Origin of the sequence: Devosia sp. 1635, from assembly GCF_013185955.1 — a bacterium.
In the GTDB taxonomy this organism is placed as follows: Bacteria; Pseudomonadota; Alphaproteobacteria; order Rhizobiales; family Devosiaceae; genus Devosia.
This window is the reverse complement of sequence record NZ_JABAOM010000001.1, coordinates 1,340,497-1,353,823: the sequence shown is the minus strand read 5'-3', so window position 1 is coordinate 1,353,823 and position 13,327 is coordinate 1,340,497. Positions and strand designations below refer to the sequence as shown.

Below are 13,327 nucleotides of genomic sequence, written 5' to 3'. Positions count from 1 at the left end.
GCTCAGGTGGAACTTGGCCTTGCTTTCCCTTGATCCTCGCCTCAGTAAGTCTAACCTGGCGGCATTGAGCCTCATGGGCTGAGCGGCCGTTCTGCCGGCGCCGGAGAGCCGATACTCACCACGTTGTCATCCTCCGCAATGACGCTCAGTCGGTGGGTGATGGCGATGATGGTGACATCGTCGCGGATCCGTCGGAGCTGGTCCATGATGTCCTTTTCCGTTTGGATGTCGAGCGCTGAACTGGCCTCGTCCAGAAGCAAGATCGCCGGATCGGCGTAGAGTGCTCGCGCAATCGCAATCCGCTGGCGTTCTCCGCCCGAAAGTTTGAGCCCCCGCTCGCCGACAACCGTGTCGAATCCCTCCTCGAGCCCGTCGATGAAGGCAAGGATGGCTGCACGCTCAGCCGCACGGCGCAGACGATCTTCGTCAAACGAGCGCCCCAAGACGATGTTGACCGCAAGCGTGTCGTTGAGGAGCACGACATCCTGCGGCACAGTGGCAACCCGCGCGAACCAATCCTCCCGTGAGACAGCGTTGAGATCCACACCGTCCACCTCAATGGTGCCGGTGGTCGGCGGCATCGACTTAAGAAGCAGCTTGAACAGGGTGGATTTGCCGGAACCCGTATCGCCGGTGATGTAGGTGATGGTGCCGCGACGTGCGGTAAAGCTCGTCCCCGAAACGCCTCGACCGTTGCCATAAAGATAGGACACGTTCGCGAAGTGGATGACGCCTTCGCTGATCGCGAAGCCCGCGCTGGCTTGGTGGTCGTCATGATCGTCGGCCTGCCACATGCGGGCAAAAGGCAGGAAGTTGGAATAGGATTGGACAAATTGCTGGATGGCCTGACCCATCATCTGGAAGGGAATGTTGAGCTGCAGCAAAAGCGTGTTGAACAGGACCAGGTCGCCCACAGTCAGTTCTCCCGATGCTATTCGTGGAACGAGCAGCCACAGGGTGATGGCGAACTGGGCGCTTAGCGCCAGGCCGAATATAAATGCATAGCGGACCTGGGTCATGGCATAGCGGCCGAAGGCCTCTAGCACCGAGCGCTCGCGGAGGGTGAATTGGCCGATCATCCAGCGGTCGGACTGGAACTGGCGCAGGGTGTCCATGGACGAGATGGCATTGCCGACAAAGCGCGAACTCACCTGCGACTGCTCTATGGCTTCATCGAGATGCGGCCGGGTGATCGAGGCGGCATGGGTGACCAGAGCTACATAGACAATGCCGTAGGCAAACACGACCAGAGCAATGTCCAGATCGAGCACAGTGCCCAAGAGACCCAAGGCAAGGACCAGCTGCACGATGCTCGGCAGGATGGCAGCCAATGCGAACTGGACCACGATATTAAGGGCACCCGCGCCCTTTTGTTGAGCACTCTCGATTTCGGTGGCGCTGTGATCAAGAAAGAAGGCGGAGGTCTTTTCGACTAGGCGAGCAAAGAACGAGGTCGAGGTGACGAAGTTGAGACTCTCGGAGGTCATGAAGGTGAGAAAGCTCGCCATCCGCTGCAGGGCGTACGATGCGCCCATGAGCAGGGCGTAAATCATGAAGGCCCGGATCACACCCGCCGCAAGCGATGCCGAGGTGAGTTGGTCGATAAGGCGGGAGAAAAGATAGGGTGCGCCGATTGAGGCGAATGTCCCCAGAAGCGTCGTCACCAGCACAGCCAAGAGCGCCAGACGAGCGGTCCTGAGATAGCGAGACAGGATTGTTATAAGGGGCGGAGAGATCAGGCCCAGGTCAATCTTCACCGCTGTTTCCGATGATCTGAATGGCAGGGCAGACAATACGCTTCATCTATATTCCCGTGGGGAAAGCCATTGCGGTGCGAGGTAGGTCAGGCCAGACGCCTGATGTGTGAGATAATCGTTTGCGCAACCTCTGGAGGCGGCAGCTCGGTCGTGTCTATATTGAGAAGGTTGGGATGGTCGATGCGCAACAGTTCGGTGGTCCGCCGTTTGTGCTCGGCCCCAGACGCACCGGTCATCTTGAGCCGGCTCGCCCGTTCCGGAGCCGCTATGCGGTCGGCATAGGCGGCATCTGATGCTGTCAGCAGCACCGGCACAAACACGCTCCCACGGCGCAGGGCAAGCTGCTCGACTTTTTCGTAGGTCGCACGGTCTCCTTGGTGGCCCTCCAGCAGGCAATTGGTCAGAACAAAGCTGGCGTCCACTGGGGCCAGTTCCTCCATTGCTAACAGGGCCTGGCCGCGGATGACGTCGATCATGTCCCATACGCGCTCAGGAAGCGGGGTGCGGCCATCGGCTCGGACGAGGGAAAAAATGACATTGCTAGCAAGATGGTTGTCGAACAGCCGGGCGTCTGTGCTTCAATGGCTCGGCCGATGGTCAGCTTGACCACGGCATAGTGGCCGATGAGGTAAACAATAGTGTTTTTCATCCCTACCCCCACAAGCAAAGCATAGGCCGGAATGCAGGCAAGTTCCAGTTCTGGACCAGGATTTCACCTCTGCAATTCATCGGAAGACGTCAGCGTCCGTGGGCCTCTAATCGGCCACTCCGCTTTACCTGTCGCACACACGCTCACATCGTCGGACAGCATGCGGGTCAGTTGCCACTTCTGCTGATCTACCAGCAGGCCAGGCGAACTATATCTTGAGGCGACGTACGGAGCGGCCTCGATGTGCAACGTGGGGCGCATTGCTAGGCGGCGGTTTTCCTCCCCTCACACGAACGGAAGCGCCATTCGTCGGTTCGCTCCAGTAGTGGCAAAGCGATGGTTGCGCTCCTTTCGATTTGCCAATCCGTCATTGGTGTAGTGAGACTGCCAAGATGGAAAACCTGCCGCTCTTGGCTCTAATCGGCGCAACCTTCTTCGCAGCGGGCTTGGTGAAGGGCGTCACCGGAATGGGCCTGCCTACGGTGGCAATGGGTGTGCTAGGCGCTTTCCTGACGCCCCTCGCTGCTGCATCCCTTCTTTTGGTGCCATCCTTCATTTCAAACATCTGGCAGATCTTCTCTGGACCTCGGCTCGGAGCTATGGTCGTCCGCCTTTGGCCGATGATGCTGAGCATTGTCGTTGGAACCATTTTTGGCTCAGCACTCCTGACAGGAGGCGACACTGAGGCGACGACAACGGCGCTCGGGATCGCTCTTGTTCTCTATGCGGCTTACTCGCTGCTCGCGCGCCCACTTCGAGTGCCCAAAAGGCTCGAGCGGATCACTTCCGTGATTGTCGGTGGGGTTACAGGACTGGTGACCGGCGGTACGGGCGTCTTTGTTATTCCCGCTGTTCCGTTCCTCCAGTCGCTTGAGTTTGACCGGGACGAACTGATTCAGGCGCTCGGCCTGTCCTTTACTGTCTCGACCATCGCTCTTGCCTTTGGGCTAGCATGGAATGGGGGCATCCCCAGCGATACTTGGCTTACCTCGATCTTGGCTGTCGCGCCGGCGCTTCTTGGCATGGCCGCAGGGCAGGTGATCCGGACGCGGATCAACCCGGCGATTTTCCGCCGTGTGTTTCTCTTCGTTTTGCTTCTCCTGGGCCTCGAAATGGCACTTCGATCGCTATACTGATGCCGTACCAGTCGAGTTCCCTTTCAACCCGCTGGCGTGCTGCAGTCCAGATATCCGGGTGCAGAGACTGCCCTGAACTCTCAACAAACACACCGGATCGGGCGTAGCATTTCTACCGCATGATTTGGAAGGGCGATCGAGCACCAATGATCGAAGGGCCGTTGTGATCGCTTCGACCCTGATCAGATGGATGGTTGGAGGGCAGGGTAGGGGCGCGTTGCCGCCCGGCAGCAACCGACCCCATTTCCGCCGTTACTGCCCTCCGGTCGCAATCCTGAAAGCTGCCAATCGAATGTGATTCCTAGCTAGCGAGGCAGTTCACATGGATCTGGCACACGGCATGAGGGACGGACCTTTATGGAACTTTTACGCCACGCGCTTCAGCTCCGAATGGAGGCTTTATGCAGCCTGATGGTACCTTCTGGGGACATTTCAGGAGTGACATATATGCGGTCACCATTGCAGCCTCCCGCTTCTCGGCCGGCTAAGCCTCCAGTTACCACGAAACATGGTAAGGCCGCCGTACGAGCGGCGTTCATGCTGGCAGTGTTTGGCGCGGCGGTGACCATTGCAGTTCTGGTGAACCTGGCATGAGAGCGCCGATGAGCATGCTCGCGCTAACGGCGCGGTTCGCAACTTTCGCACGGGTTCATTATGCCACAGATGAAGATGTGGGCGCCCCGTGGGCCTTGTCGGACAACCTGCCAGGCGAACGAGGGGGCCAACGGCCAATCTGGACCACCTTGGTCCGCGCGAAGGGCGCTTATGTGCTGGTCGCGACAGAATGCCAGCTGATTGTTGGCGCGGTGGTCGCCTCGCTCAATCACCGCAACCAAGCCGTCTGCATTTCGTGGTTGGGTGTTACGCCAGCGGCCCGCGGGCGAGGCGTTGGTCACCTGCTGCTCAAGACAATCGTGGATCGGATGGTCGTCGAGGGGGCTCGGACAGTCTCAGTTGCCTTGCCTGCCGATCATCAAGATCTGAAGCACCTGCTGCTCGGTCATGGCTTCATCGAAGTCCGTCCAGGCACGTTCCGGCTGCCGATCCATGGTCACCTGATATGAAGACTGGTTTGTTCCGTCCAGCATGGGTCCGAGCGGCCGGCAGCCTGTCCCCCCACGAACGCGAGGCAAACGAGGTGGTCGCCAAGCAGTACGAACCAAGAGGCAGTCGGCAGATGCGTGCCATATTTTATGGCTTCTTATTACTGACGGGGTTTATTGCCGCTCCGATCTTGGTTGCCATCATCCTTGTGCTGCTCTCGGGCGTCCGCATCTAGAAAAAAGCGTAAGTTTTGGGTAGGAGCCCACTCGGCGTCGGTCCGCGGTCGGGTCTTCCGGGCCCGTTCCTAAACTATGCAATTTCTATAATGAACCCGCGGCAGGGATATGGAATTCATATCGGCTACGGGGCTAGTGTTGAGCAATACTTTGAGGGTCGCATGCAGCTTTTTCTTGCGCCGACGCATTTGCCAGACTGCTTTCCAAAAGTTGGACCACGCTCCCCAAATGGCGGTTTCGGTCCGGTGAACGGCGTCAAGGCTGCTTTCGCCAAATGAATTCGCGTATGACTGCAAGGCTAGATCTGACGTCTAAGCGAACGATCGGACGCTTCGTTCTCAAGATGGTGACGTCGTTCCTCGTGGCAAATTTTCTGGCCGGAGAGCGCGGCTATCTGGAAGGTGTTGCGGCTTGGCTGGCCTTTTATGCTTTGTTCGCCATGGTCGGCAGTTTGTTGATCAAGGAGGCCATCGCCGCACGCTCATTCAACTATTGGGATGAAGCTGCCTGGCTGATGTTGGCCGCGTGCATTGTGCACATTATCAGCCGGCAACCGATGGTCTGACAGGCTTGATCGAGGCAGACAAATTCGTCTCTCTGGGCACCACCTATCGGCCTGGTCGACACGACGATCTGCCCTAGTGATTCCGTATGATTTTCCTTTCCGGCGCGTGGAGCGCCGGACACCTGGCGTCTGGACGCCAAAACAACCTTGTCTGGAGTAATTCTAATGATCCGAAAACTGCAGGGCCGGGGCAGGGCAATCACAGCCCTGGTGACGCCCTTCAAGAATGGCGAAGTTGACTACGGCAGGTTCTCGGAACTAGTAGATTGGCAGATTGAACAGCGCATTGGCGGGCTGATCCCGGGGGGCACAACAGGGGAGGGGGCGACCTTGTCGAGGGAGGAGCACCTCGGGATCATCCGCCGCTGCGTCGAAGTAGCAAACGGGCGTGTTCCCGTCATTGCTGGCACTGGAACCAGCGATACGCGGTCCACGATCTCTTGCACCGCGGCCGCCGAAGTGCTCGGAGCCGATGCGGCGCTCATTGTGACACCTTTCTATAATCGTCCCTCTCAGGAGGGTCTGTTCCGTCATTTCGAGGCTGTGGCGTCCCACACCAATATACCGATCATTCTCTACAATGTGCCTGCTCGCACGGGCGTCGACCTGTCTCTCGAGACGATTGCACGATTGTCCGGCCTGCCTAGGGTAACTGGCATCAAGGACGCGACTGGGGACATGACGCGGCCAGCGGCATTGCGCGCCAGGCTCCCCGAGCAATTCTCTCAATGGTCAGGTCACGATGCAACCGCGCTTGAGTTCAACATGAGCGGTGGCGATGGCACGATGTCGGTTGTTTCCAACGTGGAGGCGCGACGCATGGTCGAGATGCACGAGGCACTCTCGAGCGGCAATGCTGCGCTCGCAAGCGCGATCGCGCGTCAACTTGAACCGCTTATCGCGGCCTTGGAACGAGAAACCAATCCCGTGCCGATCAAGTATGCCCTCCATCTTGCCCGGGGCATCTCGGACGAGGTTCGCCTGCCGCTTTGGGGGGTGCAAGAAGATACCGCCGATGCAATACAGGCGGCCCTTCTGGCGCTCAATCGGGTTCGGACCCACTCCGATCCGCAACGCGTGGGGAACGAAGTGGGAGAGGCGTCAAGCGCCGCCTAGTCGAACGAGCATGAAATCTTCCCGATCGTCTCGATTTCGACCGACAGGGTCTGTCCCGGAAGCACCTGAAGGATCGGCGACCAGGAGCCTGTGGTGACGATGTCTCCCGCAGCGATCTGTCGGCCCTGCATGGCCAACTCCCGTGCCAAGAGGGCCACTGCTCGCAGTGGATGGCCAAGAACGGCGCTTCCCTTGGCCGTCACGAGGGTTTGGCCGTTGATGCGCGCCGTCAGCTGGATCTGGTCAAGCTTTTCCCAATCTGCCCGCACGGCGGGTCCACAGATGGTCGCGACGTGCAGGCCGAAATCGGCCACCGCGCTTACATCGCTGTGTCGCGCTCCAAAAGCCCGGCGGCCCAGCAGCCCAATCGTCGGCCGGCAAGCCACGATGATTTCGCCAGCCGTTTCCAGATCAACAATCTCATGGCGGTCCGGGTAACTGTTGCCAACAATAAACGCCAGCTCGCATTGAGCTCCAATGACGCCTTGCGGAAGGTGGATGCGGCAGTCCTCATGGAAGAAGTCGCGGCTGGTGATCGGCCCGAAGATCGGCTCATGCAGGCCGAGTACACGCTGGGACGCAACGCTGGTTCCGGCCAAGGCATAGCCTCGCACATCGCTGTTGTAAGCTTCCAGTGCCGCGAGCTGGATTTCATCGGCCTCTTGCCTGGAAACAATGCCGGCAAAGGCCAGGCCCGAAATGGTTCCCAAAGCCCGGTTCTTGGCCAGTTCGATAGCCAGATTGTCGAGTGATGTTGCGTGCATGACAGTGATCTCCGATCGCGCGGAAACAGCCGCTGACGGCGCCCAAAGTCAAATAAAAATCTGCTTATAGGCCAAGCACTTATGCGGCCCACCAAGAAACTTATGACCTTTATATTTCCCCCCTTCCCCTTGCTTATCGGCCGTGCCTTAAAACAGCTGAAATACCTACAACATCTCTATTTGATCGGGCCGTCTCCCCAATCGAAAGGCTATGCACGTTCCTGTACTTTTGGGTCGTGCCTGGGATGATGCCGCTTTAAAATTCCGCCGCCTGTCTCAACCAGCGCGGAGTCCAGGGGGCGTCATACGCGCTGTCCACGGACAGCGCCGCCGGCTGCCCCCACTTTGCCTCCGCAAGGCAGAGCTCTTCCCTAAGTGGGGGCGGCCGGTGTCCAGTCCGCACAAGGAAAGGACGATCAGTTATGTATTCTCGTTTTGGAATGGCTTATGTCGCAACTCAGACAGCGCAGGCTCGGGCACACGCAAATCAGACGCCGCAACGGCCCGAAGTGGCACTGCCAGTTCACCCCGCAATATTCTCAGACGTAGTCCACAACGATGAGGCCGGAGCGGTGTGGCGCATGGGGGGCATCATCGCTGTCATCGCGGCGGTGTCCGGCGCCATCGCCTGGTTCGCAGCCTGAACCTGCACCATCACAGTCAACACAGACGAAAAGGCAAACTAGAATGGGCGAAGCAATTCGGGTCACTTACCCTCCGTCGTGTGGCAGCCGGTTCATGATCGGGCGCGACCCGCAGGGGCATTGGGTCGTATGTGATGTGAAAGGGCTGGTTGGTGGCGTCTTCTTCGATCGCTCGGCGGCAATCCACTTTGCAGCATCAGAGAGCGACTACACCCCTGGCGCCGTCTGCTGCGCGCCAGAAGACGTGGTGCTAACGATGGACCCGCTGTTCAGGCCGGTGCCGCAGACCGAATGGCCCAAAGGCGTTCACGCTATCTAGGGCGTTATCCAGACAGTTTTGTCGATGGCTGCATCCATTGACAGATAGCCGAACCCGGCGTGCCGCTACCGGCGCGCCGGGCTTGTCGCGTTGAAAGGGCGCCTTACCCGCGCCAGTTATTATATGAGATTCCTATAAAAGAGCCGGCGGCCCAATCTGGCAATCCTATGCACTTCGGGTCCAACTTCGCCCGGTAATGGAGACGTTGCTTACCCTGCGAAAGGCCGGAGGAGTGGCGTCGTGGCACGTGACGCAAGCTAACCATCATGCTGGCCCGCCACTAACAACGAACCCGGAATCAATCATCATGGACTTTGTCGTTCTCGCAATAGGCGTCCTCTTTTTCGCACTGGTGCTCGCCTACACCAACGCCTGCGACAGACTTTAGCGGAGGCCCGAAATGCTTATCGATTACGTGCTCGGCGCAGGTGTGACGTTGTTCCTGCTCGCCTACCTTATCTACGCCCTCGTTCGTCCTGAGCGCTTCTGAGCGCTAACGGCACAGGCCTCGAAAGACCCAAACCATGACTCTGATCGGATGGACTCAGATTGCCGTTTTCTGCGGCATCATAATTTTGCTTGTCAAGCCGCTGGGCGCCTACATGACGTGCGTCTACAACGGCGACCGCACCTGGCTTTCGCCAATGCTAGGTCCGGTCGAGCGGCTGCTGTACCGGATTTCAGGAACAAGCGAGAAAGAAGAGCAACACTGGACCCACTATGCGGTCGCCATGGTGTTGTTCAACCTGGCCGGCTTCTTCCTGTTGTACGGGCTGCAGCGCTTCCAAACCCTGTTGCCGTTCAACCCTGCCGGCATGGGCGAGGTAGGCCCTGAACTTGCGTTCAATACCGCAACCAGCTTCGTAACGAACACCAATTGGCAGAGCTATGGCGGCGAGACCACCATGAGCTACCTAACGCAGATGGCGGGTCTGGCGGTACAGAATTTCGTGTCGGCCGCTACGGGCATGGCGATCGCCATTGCGGTGATCCGAGGCTTCTCGCGCAAATCTGTCAGCACGCTTGGCAATTTCTGGGTCGATATGACCCGCTCGACCTTCTACGTGCTGCTGCCGCTGTGCATCGTGTTGACCCTGGTCTACGTGGCGCTCGGCGTACCGCAGACGCTTGGCGCCTACGTCAATGCCACGACGCTGGAAGGCCAGCAGCAGACCCTCGCTATTGGACCGGTGGCATCGCAATTAGCGATCAAGATGCTGGGCACCAACGGCGGCGGCTTCTTCAATGCCAACTCCGCTCATCCGTTCGAAAACCCGGATGCGCTGTCGAACTTGATCCAGATGGTATCGATCTTTGCCATCGGCGCAGCACTGACCAATGTGTTCGGCCGCATGGTCGGCAATCAGCGGCAAGGCTGGGCGATATTTGCCACCATGGGCGCGCTGTTCCTCGTCGGCGTGGCGGTCTGCTACTGGGCGGAAGCGGCCGGCAACCCGCTGCTTCATGCACTGGGGCTCGAAGGCGGCAACATGGAGGGCAAGGAAGTCCGCTTCGGCATTCCCCTCTCGGCGCTGTTCGCGGTGATCACCACGGCGGCCTCATGTGGCGCAGTCAATGCCATGCATGACAGCTTCATGGCGCTGGGCGGCATGATACCGATGATCAACATGATGCTCGGCGAGATCATCATCGGGGGCGTCGGCGCGGGCTTTTACGGCATCATCCTGTTCGTGGTGCTCGCCATCTTCGTGGCTGGTCTGATGGTTGGCCGCACGCCAGAATATCTCGGCAAGAAGATCGAGGCCAAGGAAGTCAAGATGGCCATGCTCGCCGTCCTCTGCCTGCCGCTGGCCATGCTGGGGTTCACGGCCTTTGCCGCCGTGCTGCCCGCCGGTATCTCCTCGATCTGGAACCCGGGGCCGCGTGGCTTCTCGGAGATCCTCTACGCCTATACCTCCGCGACGGCCAATAATGGATCGGCATTCGGCGGGCTTTCGGCCAACACGCCCTGGTACAATATCACCCTGGGGATCGCGATGCTGATGGGCCGCTTTCTTGTCATCATCCCTGCTCTGGCCATTGCCGGTTCGCTGGTGACCAAGAATGCCGCGCCACCTTCAAGCGGCACGCTGCCGACTGACGGGAAGCTGTTCGTCGGGCTGTTGCTGGGCGTCATCGTCATCGTCGGCGGCCTGACCTTCCTTCCGGCGCTGGCGCTGGGACCGATTGCCGAGCACTTCGCGATGCTGGCAGGGCAGACCTTCTAGCCGATGTTCCCACCACGTGAGCTGAAGCGGCTCATCAATCCCCGCGCCATCTACCTGGCGCGGGGGAAAAGCGAACAGACCAAGCCCATTCAGATCGTGCTGTGCCTGGCCCTGAGCCTGGTCCTGATCGGGCTGTTCGCAGTTCTTCTGACCCAACTTTATGCGGCGATCATCTGATCAGACCGCAATCACCCATGCTGGAGTCTCACATGAGCCAGTCCAAAACCGCGAGTATCCTGGACGCTCGCATCCTCATACCCGCCTTGGGCGGGGCGTTCAGTAAACTGAACCCCCGCAGCCTGATCAAGAGCCCGGTGATGTTCGTCGTTGCCGTGGTCTCGACCTTTGCAACGGTTCTGCTGCTCAAGAGCCTTGTTACCGGCGGCGAGAACATCGGTTTCTCGCTGCAGCTGGTATTCTGGCTGTGGATCACCGTCCTGTTCGCCAACTTCGCTGAGGCGGTGGCGGAAGGGCGAGGCAAGGCGCAGGCCGAGTCGTTGCGCCGGACACGCACCGAAACCGAAGCCAAGCTGCTCGTCGGAGAAGACCGCAGCAAGTTCAAGCTGGTGCCTGGCAACCAACTCAAGGTCGGCGACGTCGTACTGGTGGAAGCCGGCGACATCATCCCCTCGGACGGTGAGGTGATCGAAGGCGTGGCATCGGTGAACGAGGCCGCCATTACCGGCGAGTCTGCTCCGGTGATCCGCGAGTCCGGTGGTGACCGCTCTGCTGTGACCGGCGGCACGCAGGTGCTGTCGGACTGGATCAGGGTGCGCATCACCGCTGCCGCTGGCTCCACCTTCATCGACCGCATGATTTCGCTGGTTGAAGGGGCCGAACGGCAGAAAACGCCGAACGAGATCGCGCTCAATATCCTCCTGGCTGGTCTCACACTGGTATTCGTGCTGGCGACCGTGACCATCCCATCATTTGCCACCTACGCGGGCGGTACCGTGCCGGTGATTGTCCTGGTGGCGCTGTTCGTGACGCTGATACCGACCACCATCGGAGCGCTGCTGTCAGCCATCGGTATCGCCGGCATGGACCGGCTGGTGCGCTTCAACGTGCTGGCTATGTCTGGCCGCGCCGTGGAAGCCGCTGGAGACGTCGATACGCTGCTGCTGGACAAGACTGGAACGATCACACTGGGCAACCGGCAGGCGAGCGAGTTCCGCCCGGTCAAGGGTGTGACCGAACAGGAACTGGCCGACGCCGCACAATTGGCGTCGCTGGCCGACGAAACGCCCGAGGGGCGTTCCATCGTCGTGCTGGCAAAGGAGAAGTACGGCATCCGCGAACGCGACATGGCGAGCTTGCAGGCGAGTTTCGTGCCCTTTACCGCCCAGACGCGGATGAGCGGTGTCGATCTTGACGGCTCCTCCATCCGTAAGGGAGCCGTCGACGCGGTCCTGGCTTACGTCAATTTGGCGACTGTTGCGGGTGCGAGCCCCAAGGCTACCAGCCAGACCATCGCCGACCTGCAGGCTATCGCCGACCAGGTTTCCAAGTCGGGCGGCACGCCCCTGGCAGTGGTGCGCGATGGCAGGCTGCTGGGCGTTGTTCACCTCAAGGACATCGTCAAGGGCGGCATCAAGGAGCGCTTCGCCGAGTTGCGCCGCATGGGTATCCGCACGGTGATGATCACCGGCGACAATCCCATGACCGCAGCAGCCATTGCTGCCGAAGCAGGGGTGGACGATTTCCTCGCCCAGGCAACGCCTGAAATGAAGCTGGCCCTGATCCGAGAAGAACAGGCCAAGGGTAAGCTCGTTGCAATGTGCGGTGACGGTACCAACGACGCGCCGGCCCTTGCGCAGTCTGATGTTGGCGTTGCGATGAACACCGGTACGGTCGCGGCGCGCGAGGCCGGCAACATGGTCGACCTGGACAGCGATCCGACCAAGCTCATCGAGATCGTCGGCATCGGCAAGCAGTTGCTGATGACGCGCGGTGCCCTGACGACATTCTCGATTGCCAACGACATCGCCAAATATTTCGCCATCATCCCGGCGATGTTCCTGGCGTTCTACCCGCAGCTCGGCGTGCTCAACATCATGGGGCTGGAGAGCCCCGAGAGCGCCATCCTGTCGGCGATCATCTTCAATGCCCTGATCATCGTGGCGCTGATCCCGCTATCGCTGCGCGGCGTGAAGTACCGCCCGGTTGGCGCTGCAGCCCTGTTGGGTCGGAACCTGCTGATCTACGGCCTGGGGGGCATTATCGTGCCGTTTATCGGCATCAAGGCCATCGACCTGGCGATCACCTCGCTGGGCCTCATTTAAGGATTGCTGGAAATGACAAAGCAAATCAGACCCGCGATCGTCATGATCGTGATCATGACGATCGTCCTTGGACTGCTCTATCCGCTGGGCATGACGAGCATCTCTCAAGCGGTGTTCCCACATCAGGCCAATGGCAGCCTCATCGAGCAGGACGGGCAGGTGATCGGCTCCGAACTGATCGGCCAGGCGTTCACACAGCCGCAATATTTCCACGGCCGCCCCTCGGCCGCCGGCGACGGCTACAATGCGGCCGGCTCCAGCGGCTCCAACCTCGGACCGACCAATCCCGTATTGATCGACCGGGTGGCCGCTGACACGGCGGCGCTCCGTGCCGAAAATCCAGATGCGGATATTCCGATGGACCTGGTGACCACCTCCGGAAGCGGTCTTGATCCCCATATTTCGCCTGACGCCGCCTATTTCCAGGTCGCTCGCGTCGCCCAGGCGCGTGGTGTCGATGAATCTGCTATCCGCTCGCTTGTTGACCAGCATGTAGAAGGTCGCACGCTGGGTTTCATGGGCGAGCCGGTGGTCAACGTGCTTGCACTGAATCTGGCTCTCAATAGCCAGAACGCCCAGTGACATGA

General features: G+C 59.7%; 15 protein-coding genes. 11 read left to right on the top strand and 4 right to left on the bottom strand.

Features of this window, described 5'->3' with window-relative positions; translation table 11 throughout:
- Nucleotides 1-71 precede the first annotated feature (71 nt).
- The 3 genes from HRU92_RS06845 to HRU92_RS06835 form a co-directional block, all read right to left on the bottom strand.
- The gene (locus HRU92_RS06845; RefSeq protein WP_173087893.1) at nucleotides 72-1,757 is read right to left on the bottom strand and encodes an ABC transporter ATP-binding protein; all 1,686 of its coding nucleotides are present in this window, start codon (nucleotides 1,755-1,757) and stop codon (nucleotides 72-74) included.
- 86 nt (nucleotides 1,758-1,843) lie between these two features.
- Nucleotides 1,844-2,233 (bottom strand): hypothetical protein, encoded by a 390-nt coding sequence (locus HRU92_RS06840; protein ID WP_173087891.1) that lies wholly within the window; start codon nucleotides 2,231-2,233, stop codon nucleotides 1,844-1,846.
- Complete coding sequence (locus HRU92_RS06835) at nucleotides 2,230-2,406, bottom strand: hypothetical protein (protein WP_173087889.1); 177 nt, start codon at nucleotides 2,404-2,406, stop codon at nucleotides 2,230-2,232. Before HRU92_RS06835 ends, HRU92_RS06840 begins: the two co-directional genes overlap by 4 nt.
- 392 nt (nucleotides 2,407-2,798) lie before the next feature.
- On the opposite strand from HRU92_RS06835, the gene HRU92_RS06830 reads away from it, so the two are divergent.
- From HRU92_RS06830 to dapA, 5 genes are all read left to right on the top strand, one after another.
- Complete coding sequence (locus tag HRU92_RS06830; protein ID WP_173087887.1) at nucleotides 2,799-3,542, top strand: sulfite exporter TauE/SafE family protein; 744 nt, start codon at nucleotides 2,799-2,801, stop codon at nucleotides 3,540-3,542.
- Between the two features lie 602 nt (nucleotides 3,543-4,144).
- Nucleotides 4,145-4,606 (top strand): GNAT family N-acetyltransferase, encoded by a 462-nt coding sequence (locus HRU92_RS06825; protein WP_173087885.1) that lies wholly within the window; start codon nucleotides 4,145-4,147, stop codon nucleotides 4,604-4,606.
- Nucleotides 4,603-4,821 carry a hypothetical protein gene (locus HRU92_RS06820; protein ID WP_173087883.1) on the top strand — a complete coding sequence of 73 codons (219 nt, stop codon included), beginning with the start codon at nucleotides 4,603-4,605 and terminating at the stop codon, nucleotides 4,819-4,821. Before HRU92_RS06825 ends, HRU92_RS06820 begins: the two co-directional genes overlap by 4 nt.
- Before the next feature lie 275 nt (nucleotides 4,822-5,096).
- On the top strand, nucleotides 5,097-5,387 hold the full coding sequence (locus tag HRU92_RS06815; RefSeq protein WP_173087881.1) for a hypothetical protein: 291 nt from the start codon (nucleotides 5,097-5,099) through the stop codon (nucleotides 5,385-5,387).
- Between the two features lie 165 nt (nucleotides 5,388-5,552).
- The gene (dapA, locus tag HRU92_RS06810; protein WP_173087879.1) at nucleotides 5,553-6,503 is read left to right on the top strand and encodes a 4-hydroxy-tetrahydrodipicolinate synthase; all 951 of its coding nucleotides are present in this window, start codon (nucleotides 5,553-5,555) and stop codon (nucleotides 6,501-6,503) included.
- Here the strand turns inward: dapA and HRU92_RS06805 are convergent.
- Nucleotides 6,500-7,267, bottom strand: a complete 768-nt coding sequence (locus HRU92_RS06805) for a fumarylacetoacetate hydrolase family protein (protein ID WP_173087877.1) — start codon at nucleotides 7,265-7,267, stop codon at nucleotides 6,500-6,502. The genes dapA and HRU92_RS06805 overlap by 4 nt on opposite strands.
- Nucleotides 7,268-8,005: 738 nt before the next feature.
- Here HRU92_RS06805 and HRU92_RS06800 point away from each other — a divergent pair.
- The 6 genes from HRU92_RS06800 (at nucleotide 8,006) to kdpC (ending at nucleotide 13,322) form a co-directional block, all read left to right on the top strand.
- Nucleotides 8,006-8,230 (top strand): hypothetical protein, encoded by a 225-nt coding sequence (locus HRU92_RS06800; RefSeq protein WP_248306971.1) that lies wholly within the window; start codon nucleotides 8,006-8,008, stop codon nucleotides 8,228-8,230.
- A 400-nt stretch (nucleotides 8,231-8,630) separates the two neighbouring features.
- Entirely contained in the window at nucleotides 8,631-8,720 is a 90-nt protein-coding gene (gene kdpF / locus HRU92_RS06795) for a K(+)-transporting ATPase subunit F (RefSeq protein ID WP_173087873.1), read from the top strand.
- Between the two features lie 34 nt (nucleotides 8,721-8,754).
- The gene (gene kdpA / locus HRU92_RS06790) at nucleotides 8,755-10,458 is read left to right on the top strand and encodes a potassium-transporting ATPase subunit KdpA (protein WP_173087871.1); all 1,704 of its coding nucleotides are present in this window, start codon (nucleotides 8,755-8,757) and stop codon (nucleotides 10,456-10,458) included.
- A 3-nt stretch (nucleotides 10,459-10,461) separates the two neighbouring features.
- A complete protein-coding gene (locus tag HRU92_RS06785) occupies nucleotides 10,462-10,635 on the top strand; it encodes a hypothetical protein (RefSeq protein ID WP_173087869.1) in 174 nt (57 codons plus the stop codon).
- 32 nt (nucleotides 10,636-10,667) lie between these two features.
- A complete protein-coding gene (gene kdpB / locus HRU92_RS06780) occupies nucleotides 10,668-12,740 on the top strand; it encodes a potassium-transporting ATPase subunit KdpB (protein WP_173087867.1) in 2,073 nt (690 codons plus the stop codon).
- A 12-nt stretch (nucleotides 12,741-12,752) separates the two neighbouring features.
- Entirely contained in the window at nucleotides 12,753-13,322 is a 570-nt protein-coding gene (kdpC, locus tag HRU92_RS06775) for a potassium-transporting ATPase subunit KdpC (RefSeq protein ID WP_173087865.1), read from the top strand.
- The last annotated feature ends 5 nt before the right edge of the window (nucleotides 13,323-13,327 follow it).